Source organism: Arhodomonas sp. AD133 (assembly GCF_051195215.1).
In the GTDB taxonomy this organism is placed as follows: Bacteria; Pseudomonadota; Gammaproteobacteria; order Nitrococcales; family Nitrococcaceae; genus Arhodomonas.
The window spans coordinates 64503-81577 of the sequence record NZ_JBNAZM010000001.1 but is presented as its reverse complement, the minus strand read 5'-3'; the positions used below and the strand labels follow the sequence as shown (position 1 = coordinate 81577).

The following is a 17075-nucleotide window of genomic DNA, read 5'->3' as shown; positions in this document are numbered from 1 at the left end:
GCGGCACGGCATGGCAGCGCGCGGTGAGGCGGCCGAACAAGGCACGACGACGCCGGCAGCGGATCTCGATGCCGTGCGTCCGGGCATGCGCCGGTGCTTCACGCCGATTCGGGCGGAGCTGCGTGACTTCGCCCGTGCCGTCGATACGCTCGACGAGCGCGTGCGGGTCCTGAGGGAAGAGCCGGCCAGCGCTGAACCGTGGATGGACTGGTACGTCGACAACGGCTACGTCATTCGACGTACCCTGCGCATGCTGCAGCAGGGCCTCACCGCGGGATTCGTCGCCGAGCTACCCATCGTGATCGCCAACGGTGGACAGATGACACCCAGGGCGCTGCTCGTCGCCCGGCTCGCGCTTGCCGAAGCGGAAAAGCGCTTCGACGTCAACGTCCTCGAAGCCCTGGTGCAGGAGCGACGCTCGGGGGTCGCGCTCAACACTGCGGAACTGTGGGCCCTGCCACTGCTGCTGCGCTATGAATGCCTGCGCACCGTGATGACAGTCGCGCGCGAGCGCATCAGCGACGACCGACCCGCGGCCGGCAGGTCACGCGAGCGTGAGTGCGGCACCGCCGACCCGGTCGCTGACGCCGTCTGGAGTCTCCATCAGCTCGATAGAGCCGATTGGCGTCGTTTCGTCGAACGCACCTCCGAGGTCGAAGCAACGCTCGGCGATGATCCGTGCGGTGCCTATCCGGCAATGGACTTCGAGACCCGTGACCGCTACCGCGGCGAGGTCGAGAAAATCGCCCGCCTCGCCGGCACCGACGAGGTCACCGTCGCCCGTACCGCGATCACGCTCGCCCGCGACACCGCCGCCGGCGGACAACGGGCGCCGGCTGGCGATCACGTCGGCTATTTCCTCGTCGGGGAGGGAAGGGCGGCGCTGGAAGACCGCATCGACCATCACCGGCGGTGGCCGGCGCGGCTAACCCACTGGGCGCGCCGACATGTGCAGAGGCTCTACCTGGTCACGCTCGCCGGGCTGGCGCTCGCGCTCACGGCGCTGCCCGGCGTCTACGCGGGCTACCTCGGCACCTGGTGGCAAGCGCTACTCGTCGCTGCCCTGGTGGCCGTGCCCGCCTTGAACATCGCCTCGGTCCTGATCAACTGGGGGGTGACCGTCACGTTGCCGCCGCGGGTATTGCCCAAGCTCGACTTCGGCACCGGCATTCCGGCCGAGCACCGCACCGCGGTCTGCATGACCCTCCTGATAACCGATCGTAGCGACGCCGAACGCGCGCTGGAGCAGCTCGAACGTCACTATCTGGCCAATAGGGACGCGCAACTGCGATACGGCCTGCTCACCGGGCTACGTGACAGCGCCCACGCCGTCGAGCCCATGGACGCCGGGGTCCTGGCGACGCTTCGGGACGGGATCGCGCGGCTGAACCATCGTCATGGCGCGGACGACCGGCAGCCGTTCTTCTGGATGCACCGTAGGCGTACCTGGAACCAACGTGACGGCGTGTGGATGGAATGGGAGCGAAAGCGCGGCAAGCTCCATGAGTTCAACCGCTTCGTACTAACCGGCACGTTCGGCACCTTCGTGGAAAGGGCCGGCGCCATCGACGATCTCCGCCAGGCCCGCTACGTCATTACCCTGGATGCCGATACGCTGCTGCCGGTGGAGGCGGCTCACCGCCTCGTCGGCACCCTCGCTCACCCCCTCAACCAGGCGGTAATCGACCCGGTGACGGGCACGGTCACGGCCGGGTACACGATTGTCCAGCCACGCGTCGAGATCAACCCGGTAACGGCCTCCAGGAACCTGTTCACCCGCATCTTCTCGGGCGACCGCGGCCTCGATATCTACACACTCGCCGTCTCCGACGCGTATCAGGATCTCTTCGGAGAGGGCATCTACACCGGCAAAGGCCTCTACGACGTAGCCGGCTTCGAGGCCAGCCTCGCCAACGCCGTGCCGGAGAGCGCCGTTCTCAGCCACGACCTGTTCGAAGGCGTGCACGGGCGTACCGCCCTGGTCAGCGATGTCGTCGTCTACGAGGACTACCCGAGCGACTATCTCGCCTACGCCCGGCGCCTGCATCGCTGGACCCGCGGCGACTGGCAGCTACTGCCGTGGTTGCGGCGCCGGGTTCCGACTACCGACGGGCGGATGCGGCAGAATCCACTGGATGCCATTCACCGCTGGCAAATCGGTCATAATCTGCTCCGCAGCCTCCAGGCGCCAATGCTTGCGGGATTGTTGCTGCTGGGGTGGTTCGCGTTGCCGGGCTCACCCCTGCAATGGACCGTACTCGCGCTGCTGACGCTGCTCGTACCGACGCTTGCCAACGTCGTGGGCCTGCTGCGGCGTCCCCTGCGGCGCCGCGCCGTACGCCTGGCGCACGACCTGACCGGTGATGGCGCGCGCTGGCTGCTCGCGGTGACGTTCCTGGTCCAGGACGCATGGCTCGTTCTGGACGCCATCGCCCGGTCCGTATATCGGACGCGGATCAGCGGCCGACGCCTGCTCGAGTGGACGCCGGCGGCCATTGAGCCTTCCGGAGCCCGGGCAGGCGAGGGCGGCCGACGCTTCTGGCTGGGCCTGTGGAGCGGACCGGCAGCAGCCCTCGCGGTCGGCGGCGGTCTCGCCGTCGCCCAGCCTGGGGCCTTGTGGTACGCGGTGCCCGTGCTCACGCTGTGGCTACTCTCACCACAGATCGCAGTGATCACCCGCCGCGAGCCGGTCGTCACCGTCGAGCAACTACGCCGCGACGACCGCACCCATCTGCGCCGCATCGCACGCCGCACCTGGCTGTTCTTCGAGCAATTCGTGGGGCCCGACGACCACTGGCTGCCGCCGGACCATTTCCAGGAGAGCCCCAAGGGGGTGGTGGCACACCGAACCTCGCCCACCAACATCGGCTTACTGCTCGTCGCCAATGTCACTGCCTACGACCTGGGCTACATCGACGCGCAGGAACTAGCGGTGCGCAGCCGTAACACGCTGCGCACCGTCGAGAGCATGCCCGGGTTCCGTGGTCACCTGTTGAACTGGTATGACACGCACCACCTCACGGTGCTGCCGCCGGCCTACGTTTCCACCGTGGACTCGGGCAATCTCCTCGGGTGCCTGCTCGCGCTCAAACAGGCAATGGGTCAACTCCGGTCCGAGCCGGCCTGGCGCTACGCCACCTTCGAGGGCGTGCTCGACACCCTGGGCCTGGTCGAGGATACATTGGCCCCGTACGGAGAGACCCCGCCACGCCGGCACCTCTACGAGATACTGCACCGGATCCGCGAGCAGATCCTCGCTGCCCGCATGCGAAGCCATCACTGGCCCTGGCTCGTGGAGGCACTGACCGAGGCGGTTCAGGGTCAGCTCGACCCGGCAGCGCGTGCGGTCATCGAGGAACAGGAGGCGCTGTCGGCACAGGCCCTCGCCGAGCTGCGTGCCTGGCTGGAGCGCGTTCACCACGACGTGCGCCGCCTGCGCCGCACCCGCGACCGCTTCCTGCCGTGGTGGTCAGTGCTCACACGGCCGCCGGAATCGGCGCAGCTGGATGGTTTCCCCGCCGGCGTACAGAAAGCCTGGGACGACCTTCACGCGGCGCTTTCGCCGGTCCCGGCCGTGGACGAACTCCCGAGCCTCGTCGTGCACGTGCAGCCGCTGATCAGTGCGCTCGAGTCGGCAGCGGCCGCGGAGCTCCCCGACGGAGCCCGGGCGGACCTGGAGCGGTGGCTAAGGCGCCTCGCGGCAACACTCCAGCAGGTCGTTGCACCGGCGGCGGCGCTCATCGCCGTGACGCAGGAAGTCGAGACGACCTGCGAACGCCTTTTCCGCGCCACGGACATGTCGTTTCTCTACGACCGCGCCCGGCATGTCTTTCGAATCGGCTACGACGTCGACCACGGCCGCCTCGACGAGCACGCCTACGACCTGCTCGCTTCGGAGGCACGTCTGGCCAGCTATGTCGCCATCGCGAAGGGCGATGTACCGGCACGGCACTGGGTCCACCTGGGGCGCCCCATAGGCCGGCAGAACGGCGACACGATGCTGCTTTCCTGGAGCGGGACGCTGTTCGAATACCTCATGCCGCAGCTGCTGATGGACGAGCCCGTCACCACGCTGCTCGGCCAGAGCGCCCGCGCCGCCATTGCCGCCCAGATGCGCCACGCGGCCGGTGGCGGCATCCCCTGGGGGGTATCGGAATCCGGCTACTATGCGTTCGACGCCGCTCACAACTATGCCTACCACGCATTCGGGGTGCCGGCACTGGCGCTGCGGCCGGCCAGCGAACACGAGGATGTCGTGGCCACGCCCTACGCGTCGTTTCTCGCCATGCGATGGCGCCCACAAGCGGCGATGGACAACCTCAGGCACCTGGAATCGCTGGGCATGCTGGGTCGTTATGGTTTCTACGAGGCCCTGGACTCCACCCAGCGGCGTATGGAGGTCGGTGCCTCCCGCGCCATCGTCGCGAGCTACATGGCGCACCATCACGGCATGTCACTGGTTGGCCTCGGCAATGTCCTTCACTCGTGCAACTGCATCACCCGCTTCGCCGCCGAGCCACGGGTTCGGGCCTGCGCGCTGCTGCTGCGCGAACGCGCCCCGCGCAGCGCGGACATGGAACGCGCCGCGAACCCGGAACCGGCGTCGCAGACGCGGGATACCCGCACCCCACCGGACATCGCTGCCTGGCAGGTCCAGTCGCAGACGCCGACGCCCCAGGTTCATCTTCTTTCGAACGGACGTTACGGGGTCGTGATATCCAACGCCGGCGGCGGCGTGAGTACGTGGAACGGCAAAGCACTCACGCGCTGGCGTGCCGACCCCACGCGGGACCACTGGGGCAACTGGCTCTACCTGCGCGACGAATTGACCGGGGATGTCTGGTCCATTCCCCACCTGCCTACCCAGCGTCCGGGCGAGACGGCACGCGTATCCTTCCATCCTCACGCGGCGGGCTACGAGCGTTACGACCACGGGCTGGTACAACGCCTCGACGTCACCGTCTCCCATACCCGGGACGCCGAGCTGCGGCGGGTCACGCTCGTCAATCACGGCACGGAGACACGCATCATCCGGCTCGCGAGCTATGCCGAGATCGTTCTCGGCGATCCACGCGCCGACGCCCAGCACCCGGCATTCAGCAAGCTGTTCGTGCACAGCGAGATGCTCGGCACACCGCCGGTACTGGTGTTCGAGCGCCAGCTCCGTGACCGCGGCGGCGAGGCCGTCGTCATGGGCGAGGGCGTGATCACCGCCGATGGTTTGACCGCTGCTGACGGGTTCGAGACCGACCGTGCCGCGTTTCTCGGGCGCAACGGTTCCAGCCGGCGGCCGGCGGGCCTGGACGCGCCGGCGGGATCGGTGGGTGCCAGCGGTTACGTGCTCGACCCCATCGCCTCCCTGCAGAAGTCAGTGGAAATTCCGCCCGATGCCACCGCGAGCGTGTGCTTCTTTCGGGTGGCCGGGTCGTCGCGGGACGAGGTGCTGGACGCCGCGGGCGGCTTCGCCCACTGGGCGGGCGTCCAGCGAACGTTCGACGAAGCCCGCATCGCCAGCGTCCGGACGCTGCACGCCGTCGGTGTCGACGGCGAGGCGCTTCGCGACATCGCGCGTCTGACCTCGGCAGTGCTGTACCCGAACCCTCGCCTGCGCGGATCACCGGCGTTGATTGCCCGCAACAACCTCGGCCAGCCCAACCTGTGGGGCATGGGCATCTCCGGAGACAACCCGATCGTCTTGATGACAGTGACGAAGGAGCCGGAGATCGACACGGTGCGGTCGGTTCTCAAGGCCCACGAATTCTGGCGCAAGCGCGATTGCATCATCGATGTCGTGATCCTCAATGAAGGCGATACCGGCTACGAGGGCGATACCCGCGACATGCTTCAGCGCCTGTTCGCCCGCATGGGCGTGGAAACGTGGCTGGCGCGTCCGGGCGGCATCTTCGTGGTCTCGGCAGCGGCGATCAACGAAGCCGACGCCGTTCTCCTGCAAACCGCCGCCAGCGCGGTCATCGATGCCGCCATGTCGCTGACGCCTCAGCTCGCCCGACTGGAGGCCGCCGAAGTGGCACTGCCGCGACTGCCAGTGAAGCCCCTCGGCGACCAGTCCGTGGCATCGATGGCGCCGCTGGCCCGCCCCCGGGATCTCCAATTCGACAATGGCTTCGGCGGGTTCGCCGACGACGGCAGGGAGTACGTCATCGAAGTCCGTGCCGGCCACAGACCTCCAGCCCCGTGGATCAACGTCATCGCGACCCCGGATTTCGGGTTCATCGTCTCCGAGTCCGGCGGCGGCTATACGTGGCGGCTCAACAGCGGCGAGAATCGCCTGACACCGTGGCATAACGACCCGGTGCAGGACGAGCCCGGGGAATGCATCTACATCCGTGACGAGGAGACCGGTCTGGTGTGGTCACCGACGCCACAGCCGGCGGGCCGGGACGGCACCTACCTCGTCCGCCATGGCGCGGGCTACAGCCACTTCGAGCACGTGCGTCACGGCATTCGCAGTGAGCTGCGCGTGTTCGTGGCCGGCGAGGATCCGGTCAAGGTCGCCCGGATCGATCTCGTCAACGACACTGCACGCCCCCGGCGTCTCACCGTCACCTACTACGCAGAATGGGTGCTGGGCGCACAGCGCGAGGCGAGCGCCGGTTTCCTGGTACCGGATTACGATGGCGAACGCCGCGCCCTGCTGGTCCGCAACCCCTACAGCATCGAGTGGCCGCAGCAGGTCGCCTTTCTCGCCACCGCCAACCACGTCCACGGCTTCACCACCGACCGCAGGGAGTTCCTCGGCCGCAATCGCGATCTCGCCCACCCGGCGGCACTGGAACGCATCGGCCTGGCGGAGCGCGTCGAATGCGGCCGCGACCCCTGCGCGGCGCTGCAGGTGCACGTGGATCTGCCCGCCAACGGTCAGCACGCCGTGACGTTCCTGCTCGGGGCGGCGGAGGATGCGGACGCGGCATCGTCGCTTCTCGATGCGTACCGCGCACCGGCCGACATCGAGCGAGCCGGGCAGACGGCGCAGGCGCAGTGGGAATCGTTGCTCGGCACACTGACGCTCAGCAGCCCGGACCCACAGCTGGACATCCTCTTCAACCGCTGGTTGGCGTACCAGATACTGGGTGGCCGCATTCACGCGCGCACGGGCCTGTATCAGTCCAGCGGCGCCTTCGGCTTCCGCGATCAGCTCCAGGACGCCATGGCGCTGTTGCCGATCGCCCCCGCCATCTGCCGCGAGCGCATCGTCGCCGCCGCCGCCCGGCAGTTTCCGGAAGGCGACGTGCTGCACTGGTGGCACCCGCCGCGGGCGCGCGGCGTGCGCACGCGCATCTCCGACGACCTGCTCTGGCTGGCATACGCAGTGTGCGACTACGTGCGGGTCACCGGGGACTATGCGGTGCTCGACGAGCGGGTCGCTTACCTGGCCGGCGAGCCCCTTGGCGATGGCGAGCACGAACGCTACGCCGAGTACACCGCCTCCGAGACCAGCGCGACGCTCTATGAGCACTGTCTACAGGCGCTTGCGCGTACCGATCGCAACGGCGCGCACGACTTGCCGCTCATCGGTACCGGCGACTGGAACGACGGCATGAACCGGGTAGGGCAGCAGGGGAAGGGCGAGAGCGTCTGGCTGGGCTGGTTCGTGCTGGTCACGTTGCGCCGGTTCGCAGCGCTCAGTGACGCCCGGGGCGATGGCGCAACGGCGGAATCGCTTCGCGCGCGGGCCGAGACGCTGTCAGCGGCGCTGCGCACCCATGGCTGGGACGGGCGTTGGTACCGTCGGGGTTATTTCGACGACGGCACGCCACTCGGCGCGGCCGGCGAGGGCGAATGCGAGATCGACTCCATCGCCCAATCCTGGGCGGTTCTCAGCGGCGGCGACGGCAGCGGCCGCGAAACGATCGCCATGGAGGCCGTCTGGGAACGCCTGGTGCGCGTGGACGACGGCCTGGTGCTGCTGTTCACGCCGCCATTCACTGGCCAGCACCGGGATCCGGGGTATATCGCCGCCTATCCGCCGGGCGTCAGGGAGAACGGCGGACAATACACCCACGCCGCCTGCTGGACGGCGCTGGCGTTCGCGCGCCTGGGCGATGCCCACCGCGCGGGGGCTATCGTCGATGCCCTCAATCCCATCACCCACACCGCGAGCGCGCCCGAGGTGGCGCGCTACCGCACGGAGCCCTACGCACTCGCCGCCGACGTCTACGCCGTCGCCCCGCACGTGGGCCGCGGCGGCTGGAGTTGGTACACCGGCTCGGCAGCGTGGTTCCACCGCGCCGTCGTCGAAGGCCTGCTCGGGGTGACCCGCCGTGGCGACACACTGGAGGTCGCCCCCTGTCTCCCCGTGCACTGGCCTGGCTGTACGGTGCATTACCGATTCGGCGGCAGCAGCTATCGACTCGACATCACTCGCGAGGCCCGTGCCCCGGCGGGCGAACCGGTACTGGACGCGCCTTGCCGGGTCGAGTTGATCGACGACCGTCGCGAGCACCATATCGTCGTCCGGGTGCGCGAGCGCTGAGCATCGAAACGCGCCGTCGGGTTCACTCAGGCGTCGCGATGCCAGCTCACGCGCAGCAGGTAGGCACCGTCTGCATAATGGTACTCGAGCTCCCCTTTGTAGGCGTGACGCAACGCCTCGCCGACACCTCGCGCGAGATGGGGCTCGGTGAAGGTGATCTCTATCCGGTCATCCGTGCCGGTCATGGCCATGATGCGCTTGAGCGGGTGCTCGCGGCACTCGTGCTCCTCGCGATGGCGGATGAGGGCCTCGATCTCGTCGCGATGCTGGCGGACGAATGCCCCCGTGGCCGTCAGGAACGCAGCCGGGACGTGGTCGTGTATGCGCGCGCATGCCGGGCAGCGGTGTTGATGCGCCCCGGCGTCAGCTGCCCCCCATTGCCAGCGGCCGTTCCGGAAAACTGCGCCGCAATCCGGGCATGCCGACGGTTCCGGCGGCTTCTCCCGCTGACGGTAGGTGTCGTGCTCGTGTGCGCGCACCAGGCGGTCGCGCCGGCCGCTACGGGAAGACCCTCTATGCTCGTCACGTGCGCTCATGAATGCTGTCCTCCGTACCACCGGCATCGAACTCCGGAATCGTTGGCATTACGCGGGATGCGCTCGACCATTGTGCGCCCGGTCGAGCCGAAAAATTTGATCTGGAGCAACGGGGCGTACGCGGGCACCGGCAGTCGCGACGCGCGGGCCGATAACCCGCGCCCGGCCCGAACACCGGACCCACGCCGACACAGGAGACAGCCATGGCCGACCACTACGCTCTGCCCGGGCTTCGCGATGCTGGAACGCTACCGCCGGACAAACGCCCGTTCGCGGACACGACCACCACCCGTTTGAGCGCCATCGCCTATGACAGACACGGTATCGTGGAGGCCCCGGACTGCACGCTCGATGATATCGGTCAGTTGAAGCGCCCGGACACGATTTTGTGGGTGCACGTCGAGGGCAAGGGAGACAAGCGGCGGCTGCAGGCCCTGGGCGAGGCGTTCGGGCTGCACGGCCTGGCGATGGAAGACGTTCTCGAAGTCCACCAGCGCCCCAAGGCCGAAGAATACGAGGACCACCTGTTCATCGTCGCGCGCATCGCCCAGCCCGGCGTGCCAGGGCAGACGCAGCAGGTGGCTGTGTTCATCGGGGAAGGTTACATCTTAACGTTCCAGGAATACCCGCAGGAATGGCTCGAACCGGTACGGCGGCGCCTCCGCCAGCAGTCGGCGCGGGTGCGCGGACAGCCCGCCGATTATCTTGCCTATCTCCTGCTGGACCGCATCGTCAACGGCTATTTCCCTGTGCTGGAGGCCCAGGGAGACGAGCTCGAAGCCCTGGAGTGCCGGGCGCTGAACCATCCGGGCCACGAAGTCTTCGAGGAGGTTCACGGCGCCAAGCGGCGGCTGCTCGCCAACCGCCGCATTCTCTGGCCGTTGCGCGACATGCTCGCCCGCCTGGTACAGGGTGATATGCGCTTCGTTTCCCCCGATACCCACATTTATCTGCGAGACTGCTACGACCACGCCGTCCAGCTCATGGACATCATCGAGACCTACCGCGAGATCGCCGCGGAGGTCTCCGAGCTCTATCTCGCCAGCGTGAGCACGCGGTTGAACGAGACCATGAAAGTCCTGACGATCATCGCGACGCTTTTCATGCCGCTGGGTTTCATTACCGGGCTGTACGGAATGAACTTCGACACCGGCGTGTCCGCGTGGAACATGCCGGAGCTGGGCTGGCGCTTCGGTTACCCGTTCGCGCTCACGCTGATGGCTGTCACCGTTGCCTTGCTGCTGTTGTACTTCAAGCGTAAGGGATGGATCGGACGCCGCGCCGCGTTCCTGCAGCCAGCAACGTCGACGCCGCCGGACAGCACGGCTTCCTGAAGCCGTTCGCGGGCGGATCGCGTCGGGTCTGATGGGGGATAGGAACGATGCCACGAACACTGATTTCCATCGCACAGCTACTGCTTGCGGTGGCGCTGATCGAGCTCGGCTCCGGGCTTCAGGGCATCCTCATACCGATTCGCGGAGCGCTGGCCGATTTCTCCACCGTCGCCATCGGCCTGCTCGGCTCGACCTACTACGCCGGGCTGATCCTGGGCTGCCTGTTCGTGCCGCCCCTGGTACGCCGTGTCGGCCACATTCGCGCTTACACCGGGCTGACGTCGATGGCCGCGGCCGCGCTGCTCGCCCATACGATTCTGGCGAGCGAGGGCGCCTGGCTCGTTCTACGGGTGATTACGGGGTTCGGGTTCGCAGGCGTATACATCGCCATCGAAAGCTGGCTCAACGACCTCGCCTCCACCCAGACCCGCGGCCGGGTTCTCGCCGCTTACATGGTCGTGACCTGGGTAGCGCTGATCGCCGGCAAGCTGCTATTCGGTTACATCGACTCCAATGTGTTTTCGTCGTTCGCGCTCGTGAGTATCGCTGTTTCCCTCGCCGTGGCGCCCGTGGCCTTTACCACGATGATCCAGCCCGGTCCGCAGGTCACACCGCCACCGGCCGTCGACCGGCTTCTCGCCATCGCCCCGGTGGGCCTGGTCGGCTGTATCGGCGTAGGCCTGGCCAACGGCACGTTCTGGTCGTTGGCTCCCTTCTACGGGTCAAGAATCGGCCTGTCGGATCCGGGCATCGCGGCATTCATGGCAATCGCCGTTGCCGGCGGCGCCGTGTTCCAGTGGCCGCTCGGCAAGTGGTCCGACCGCCTAGACCGCCGCAAGGTGATGCTGCTCGCCTGCGTGATCGCCAGCGCCGCCGGGCTGGCGCTCGCCGCCATGACACTCGACGACCACACCGCCTACATTCGCTGGGCCGGCTTCGCCTTCGGTGCCGGCGCGCTTCCCATGTACGCACTGTGCGTCGCGCATGCCAACGACCATGCGGCCAACGAGGCGTTCGTTGCGGTCAGCAGCCTCCTGCTCATGGCGTTCGCCGGCGGCGCGGTGATCGGGCCGGTGGCCGCCTCTGTGCTGGTCACGATGGTCGGCCCGGCGGGGGTGTTCGTATTCACCGCCGTCGTGCATGCCGGGCTCGCGGTGTTCGTGGCGCTCGCCATGCGGTTGCGGCATCCGGCACCGGCGCCGGATAAGATGGCTTTCGCGCCGGTATCCGATACCTCGCAGGCCGTGCTGGAACTGGACCCGCGCGCCCCCGACACTGCCATGTCCGCCCCGGCGGAAAGCTCGACTATGGCAAGCACACCGCCGGAAACGTCAGGGAAGCCGGAGCCCCCCGATGACGACGCGCCGCGATCGCAGTAGCACGGGCACTGCATTCCCGTGTGCGATGACCGGTGACGTCCCGTCGCCACGGCGGACATTGAGCGGGGCCGGTCAATCCGGCTCGCGGTCCGGGCCACAACAGTGCAGGGCCATGTCGCGGCGTGCACCGCGTGCCGGGGTCAGCACTGCGGCCGTTACCGGGTTGGGGCGAAATACCGTACAGCCTTTCAGACCCAGGTCGTAGGCATCGTCGTAGAGCTTGCGGAACGTCCCGAACGAGCAGTCCCCGGCCACGTTGACGGTCTTCGCGATGGCATTGTCGACCCATTGCTGAACCGCAGCCTGCATGGCCAGATGAGCCCCGGGCGAGAGACGCAGCGCGTCCACCAGAGATGGCGGCGGCCGTTCCGGGTCGTGGTGCTCGCACCACAGTGCGTAAGCGAAGTCACGCAAACAGTGAACCCGTGAATGACCGCCGCCCCTCGTTCGCACGGCCCGCTCGTGCTCGAGCTGGTAGATGGGTTCGATACCAGTGGATACGTTGCCCGCGAGCAGACTGATGGTGCCCGTGGGGGCGATGGCGGTGAGGTGGCTGTTGCGAATGCCGTACGCGTGAATGCCGGCGCGGATGTCCGCGGGCAGGCGGGCGACGAATGGCGCCGCCAGGTAACGGGAACGCTCCAGCTGGGGGAATTCGCCTTTCTCGCGTGCCAGCGCCACGGAGCTGCGGTAGGCACTGACGCATGCCGCGTGAGCCACCGCCGCGGCCATACGTCGTGCCGCCGGGGAATCGTAGTGCAGACCGAGCATCGCCAGCGTATCGGCAAGCCCGGTGAAGCCGAGACCCACTCGGCGGCTTGCGCGGGCACGTTCCGCCTGGGCGGGCAGGGGAAATGCCGACGAGTCGATGACGTTATCGAGCAGCCGCGTGGCGACAGCCGCGGTTTCCCCCAGTGCCCGCCAGTCAAACGATGCGCCCGGTCCGAACGGCTTGCGGACGAAGCGCACGAGATTCAGCGAGCCCAGATCACAGGCGCCGTACGGCGGCAGGGGGAGCTCGCCGCAGGGATTGGTGGCGGTTATATGCTCACAGTAGCCGAGATTGTTGGTCGCATTGATACGGTCGATGAACAGTACGCCGGGCTCACCGGTGTCGTACGCGGCCCGCAAGATGCGGTGCCACAGCGTGCGTGCGCTCACCCGGCGCAGAACGCGACACCGTACGCCGCTGGCACGTCCGGTCCATTCGCGCAACACGTACTCGCCGGTGCCGCCGTGCCGATCAATGCGGTCGTCCGGAAATACCAGAGGCCAGGCGGCGTCGGCGCGTACAGCCTCGATGAACGCGTCGGTCACCTGGACGGACAGATTGAAGCGTGTCAGCCGCCCCGTCTCGCGCTTGGCGTCGACGAATTCCTCGATATCGGGATGGTCGCACCGCAAAGTGGCCATCATCGCCCCACGGCGCGCCCCGGTGGAGACGATGGTCGCGCACATCGCGTCCCAGACATGCATGAACGACACCGGACCGCTCGAGACGGTACTCGCCGTGCGAGCGACGCATCCGCGCGGCCGCAGGGTGGAGAAGTCGTGGCCAACACCCCCGCCCTGCTGCATGGTCAGGGCGCTATCGCGAAGCGCATCGAAGATGCCCGCCAGGGAGTCGTCGATCACGCCCATGACAAAACAGTTGAACAGGGTCACGCTACCGGGGGAGCCTGCGCCGGCGAGGATGCGGCCACCGGGGAGAAAACGCCCCCGGGCAAGCACTTCATAGAAACGCTGTGACCATTGCTCGCGCCGCTGGGCGGGCTCGACGCCGGCGGCGGTCCGGGAGACGCGCCGCCAGGTATCGTGAATATCGGCGTCGATGCAGTTTCGTCCGCAACGCAGACGGTAGCGGCTATCCCAGATCTCCCGGGTGATTCCGGTAGGCTCGCCACCGAACCAGTCAGCCATGCCCATCTATCCCTGTAGCACCCGACATCCGGATGACGCCCCTTTCGATACCATCCGCGCGGTCCCGTGAAGACGGACCGGCCCCGGACGAAGACTCCGGTTCCGCCCTAGCCGCTCTGAGATTGCCGGTTGACGCTGGCGCCGTCGCCCACGAGTTGACGCAAAGCGGCAAGGTCGTGAAGGACGACTTCGTGGCCGGAGGCTCGGAGCAGGCTGCTCGCCTGGAGCCGTCGGAAAACGCGGCTCAGCGTCTCGGGGGCGAGTCCCAGGTAATTGCTGAGCTCACCACGCGTCATGGGAAGGCGCAGGGCCGTCGGGGAGCGCCCAAGACGCGCGAAACGCTCGGAGAAACTCAACAACGCCACAACGACACGCTCCTCGGCGGGACGACGTGCCATTGCGACCAGTGCCTCGTGGTCCTGGAACAGCTCACGGCTCATCAGGCGCAGAATCTGGCGTTGCAGACTCGGAATGGTGCGCGCCAGTTCCTCCAGGCGCTCGAACGGCAGTACGCAGACACTGGCGGTTTCCACGGCGACGGCGTCGCAGGGATGAGCCCAGCTCATGATCGCATCCCACCCGAGAATTTCACCGGGCAGATGAAATCCGGTGATTTGCTCTTCGCCGTACGCGGCCAGATGGCTGGTCTTCAAAATGCCGGAACGCACCGCGTAAACGGCATGAAAGGGCTCATCGGCACGATAAAGGTATTGCCTGCGGTGAATCGTCCGGCGCCGTTGCACGACTCCGTCGAGCTCGCTGACATCACGCGCACTGAGGCTGAATGGCAGGCACAGTTGTGCCAGGCTGCAGGTGCTGCAGGTGCTGCAGGTGCTGCAGGTGCTGCAGGTGCTGCAGGCGATGCGAAGGCGTGAGACGTCCATAAGCAATCAGTCGTGCTCGCTCGCTCGTGAATATCGACCTCGTCACCATTCCCGGTTGCGTCGGCCTCCACCCGGCATTTCGCTTGTTGTTGATTGTCCTGAATACTGTCTCGATCTCCTGTACTCACTATAGCCAACGAATGTTTATAACAACGCCCACCCATCGGCCTGCATTCAGCCTTGAGATGCAATCGTGACGTGCGTTGCGTGCATCCGGATCGGCGTCCGGAACATGACTTGCGAATTTCCGAACGAAATGTCGCCAGCCCTCGACCCACCGCACACTATCGATCGACGCTTCGTTGACCCGGGTCATCCGATACACGTGGAGCGGATGGCACTTTACTAATCCGATCACAGGTAATGCCGCGTGTCAGAGCGCTTGTGCGATTCGGCTGCCAGGCGCGCGAGCGAAGGCGTGGCAAGGCTCACGTCGAGTGAGCGCAACGCCGCAGCCGGGCCGCACAAGCGCTCCCTTCGGGCGAGCCTGTCGGGCGTTCTCGCGGCGTTGCTCGTCGCTCATGTAGCGCTTGCTACACCACGCTCCTCGCGCCTTGCGAGAACGCCCGACAGCCTCGCTGACATGTGGCATTACCTGTGACCGGATTAGTATGTCCAAATTGCTTGGTCGCGGCCCGCATGAGGTTCGTGGTGATGAGCAGGAGGAGAGCGCAAACATGACGATGATGCCGCACCACTGCCCGCCTGGGGGCGAGCCATCGGCGTCCGGCAGTGGGCCGATGGGCCGGACACAAGAACGCATCGCCTGTGGCTGCCGGATCCAGCCGGCATGGGACGGTTCCGGCGACTACGTGGTATGGATCTGGTACCGCACCAGCGGGACCACGAGCTGGCAGATTCTCAGCCGCCACGATGGCACACCCCAACGGTTCCTAAACGCCGAGCTCGCCGGCGTTTACGCCCGCCAGTGCGGATTTCGGCCGGAGGCTGTAAGCGTACGCTGGCCGCCCCATGAAACGACGCCCGCCGCGGATAAGGTGACCGGTATCGCCGGCCCGAGCGGTCGCTAGCCAAAGTCGAGTGGCTTGCGCCGGGACGCGCGAGCCGTGCGTGACGATACGGGCACGAAAGCGCATCCCCTGGGCAGGGGGGGGCGATCCCGACAGGGGGTAGGGGGAAGACCATGACGAATACACCACAGGGCGGTCTGCCCGACGCTACGCAATCCGTCCAGAGCACCGAAGCCGTGCAGTTGCTGCGGGGACATTCGGCCGCCGGCTGCGAGATTCGCCCGGCATGGGACGGCTCCGATGATTATGTGTTGTGGATATGGCACATCGCCGGCGGACGCGCGCAATGGCATGTGCTCGGTCATGAGGACGGCGCACCGCTGCGATTTCGCAATGCGGCGCGCGCCGAGGCGTACGCGCGCAAGTGCGGCTTTCGTTCGGAGGTGCTCAGCGTCTGCTGGCCATCGCCGAAGGCGGGCGGCCCCTCAAGGCGCTGAAACACAACCGCTGAAACACGATCGATGGATTCCCCTTGTCACTACGGGTCACCGAGATCCGCGGTGACCCGGCGGCGTGGGGCGCCGCGTGTCATTAGTGCGCCTGGTCGTGCAGGCGCGTGATGCTGTCGACGGTGCGGATGACCTCGTCGTCGGACAGGGGCGGACGGCAGCGGACGCGGTTCCAGCACAGCAATAGCTCCATGGCGATCTCGGCATCGACGCCATGCCAGAGCAGGTGGCCGGTCAGAGAGGCCACGGTGGAGTTGCGCGTGCCGGCCGGCACGCCGGCGCGTATGAGCGCCCGCCAGGCGTCGACCGATCGCCCGCGCTTACTGGAACCATCGCCAATCATGGCAACCAGCCACGCCGGCATCGGCGCGACGGGTAGCTCGCCCGGTGCATGTTGCCTGCGCCACCGATAGGCTTCTCCCGATGGATGAACGGATGGTGGTGCGATCACGTAGCCGCCGTCGCCGCGAACATCCACACCCGCCACGACCCCGGCCCGGTTGCCTACTGCGCCGCCGGGGTGGGCGAAGTAGACATGACGCCCGCCACCGCCGGTGACGGACTCGACACTGGCGGGCAGGGCACCGTGCTCCTCCTCCAGCGCCGCGATACTGGCGTCGCCGTAATGCTGAGGATCGACATCGATCACGATGAGTCCGGATACGCGCCCGGTAACGATGGCGACGTTGGCATCGGGCCACCGCGAGAACCATTCCCGGATCTCCTCGACCCCGGGCAAGCGGTGCTGGTACTCGAGCCAGCGCACGAGCGGGCGCTTGCTGCGTGGGCGCACGGGAACCACCGACCAGCCGTGATGGCAGTAGTCCAGGGCGCTGATCTCGGCAGGCGTCTGCCTCATCACTCGTCCCCCCTCATGTCGCATCGCCCGTTACCGCGTGTGCCGCCGGTCGGTTCATGGTCGTCGACCAGTAGATGAACACCAGTGCCGCCAGAGCCAGCGCCAGGAAGCTCCAGGGCAGAATCCGGCGCTGCAGGGGTTCAGGCATGGATTTGTCGCCTGCGCATCCGCCTTGGCCTGACCACCATT

At 67.1% G+C, this 17075-nt stretch carries 10 protein-coding genes; 5 read left to right on the top strand and 5 right to left on the bottom strand.

All coding sequences use genetic code 11. The features are described 5' to 3' along the window. The first annotated feature begins 10 nt into the window (after positions 1-10). Positions 11-8494 (top strand): GH36-type glycosyl hydrolase domain-containing protein, encoded by an 8484-nt coding sequence (locus ACPEES_RS00285; RefSeq protein WP_435099576.1) that lies wholly within the window; start codon positions 11-13, stop codon positions 8492-8494. Positions 8495-8520: 26 nt separating this feature from the next. On the opposite strand, the gene ACPEES_RS00280 is transcribed toward ACPEES_RS00285, so the two are convergent. Next, on the bottom strand, positions 8521-9030 hold the full coding sequence (locus tag ACPEES_RS00280; protein WP_435099573.1) for a BCAM0308 family protein: 510 nt from the start codon (positions 9028-9030) through the stop codon (positions 8521-8523). Positions 9031-9233: 203 nt separating this feature from the next. On the opposite strand from ACPEES_RS00280, the gene corA reads away from it, so the two are divergent. Both corA and ACPEES_RS00270 read left to right on the top strand, forming a co-directional pair. Further along, positions 9234-10364: a magnesium/cobalt transporter CorA gene (gene corA / locus ACPEES_RS00275; protein ID WP_435099570.1), complete on the top strand. Its 1131-nt coding sequence runs from the start codon at positions 9234-9236 to the stop codon at positions 10362-10364. Between the two features lie 47 nt (positions 10365-10411). After that, on the top strand, positions 10412-11743 hold the full coding sequence (locus ACPEES_RS00270; protein ID WP_435099567.1) for an MFS transporter: 1332 nt from the start codon (positions 10412-10414) through the stop codon (positions 11741-11743). Between the two features lie 72 nt (positions 11744-11815). On the opposite strand, the gene ACPEES_RS00265 is transcribed toward ACPEES_RS00270, so the two are convergent. Both ACPEES_RS00265 and fnr read right to left on the bottom strand, forming a co-directional pair. After that, positions 11816-13663: an adenosylcobalamin-dependent ribonucleoside-diphosphate reductase gene (locus tag ACPEES_RS00265; protein ID WP_435099564.1), complete on the bottom strand. Its 1848-nt coding sequence runs from the start codon at positions 13661-13663 to the stop codon at positions 11816-11818. A 107-nt stretch (positions 13664-13770) separates the two neighbouring features. Next, a complete protein-coding gene (gene fnr, locus ACPEES_RS00260) occupies positions 13771-14547 on the bottom strand; it encodes a fumarate/nitrate reduction transcriptional regulator Fnr (RefSeq protein ID WP_435099561.1) in 777 nt (258 codons plus the stop codon). A gap of 677 nt (positions 14548-15224) precedes the next feature. Here fnr and ACPEES_RS00255 point away from each other — a divergent pair. Together ACPEES_RS00255 and ACPEES_RS00250 are read left to right on the top strand one after the other, a co-directional pair. Continuing rightward, complete coding sequence (locus ACPEES_RS00255; protein ID WP_435099558.1) at positions 15225-15578, top strand: hypothetical protein; 354 nt, start codon at positions 15225-15227, stop codon at positions 15576-15578. Between the two features lie 113 nt (positions 15579-15691). Continuing rightward, entirely contained in the window at positions 15692-16015 is a 324-nt protein-coding gene (locus ACPEES_RS00250) for a hypothetical protein (protein WP_435099555.1), read from the top strand. 94 nt (positions 16016-16109) lie between these two features. Here the strand turns inward: ACPEES_RS00250 and ACPEES_RS00245 are convergent, their stop codons facing one another. Both ACPEES_RS00245 and ACPEES_RS00240 read right to left on the bottom strand, forming a co-directional pair. Then, positions 16110-16886, bottom strand: a complete 777-nt coding sequence (locus tag ACPEES_RS00245; RefSeq protein WP_435099552.1) for a bifunctional DNA primase/polymerase — start codon at positions 16884-16886, stop codon at positions 16110-16112. 13 nt (positions 16887-16899) lie between these two features. Further along, complete coding sequence (locus tag ACPEES_RS00240) at positions 16900-17034, bottom strand: hypothetical protein (RefSeq protein WP_435099549.1); 135 nt, start codon at positions 17032-17034, stop codon at positions 16900-16902. Positions 17035-17075: the final 41 nt, after the last annotated feature.

Excerpts from the sequence above, each read along its gene's own strand:
- ACPEES_RS00245 (WP_435099552.1), bottom strand. The coding sequence starts at position 16,886 with ATGAGGCAGACGCCTGCCGAGATCAGCGCCCTGGACTACTGCCATCAC.
- ACPEES_RS00270 (WP_435099567.1), top strand. The coding sequence starts at position 10,412 with ATGCCACGAACACTGATTTCCATCGCACAGCTACTGCTTGCGGTGGCG.
- ACPEES_RS00265 (WP_435099564.1), bottom strand. The coding sequence starts at position 13,663 with ATGGCTGACTGGTTCGGTGGCGAGCCTACCGGAATCACCCGGGAGATC.
- ACPEES_RS00240 (WP_435099549.1), bottom strand. The coding sequence starts at position 17,034 with ATGCCTGAACCCCTGCAGCGCCGGATTCTGCCCTGGAGCTTCCTGGCG.
- fnr (WP_435099561.1), bottom strand. The coding sequence starts at position 14,547 with ATGGACGTCTCACGCCTTCGCATCGCCTGCAGCACCTGCAGCACCTGC.
- ACPEES_RS00250 (WP_435099555.1), top strand. The coding sequence starts at position 15,692 with ATGACGAATACACCACAGGGCGGTCTGCCCGACGCTACGCAATCCGTC.
- ACPEES_RS00255 (WP_435099558.1), top strand. The coding sequence starts at position 15,225 with ATGACGATGATGCCGCACCACTGCCCGCCTGGGGGCGAGCCATCGGCG.
- corA (WP_435099570.1), top strand. The coding sequence starts at position 9,234 with ATGGCCGACCACTACGCTCTGCCCGGGCTTCGCGATGCTGGAACGCTA.
- ACPEES_RS00280 (WP_435099573.1), bottom strand. The coding sequence starts at position 9,030 with ATGAGCGCACGTGACGAGCATAGAGGGTCTTCCCGTAGCGGCCGGCGC.
- ACPEES_RS00285 (WP_435099576.1), top strand. The coding sequence starts at position 11 with ATGGCAGCGCGCGGTGAGGCGGCCGAACAAGGCACGACGACGCCGGCA.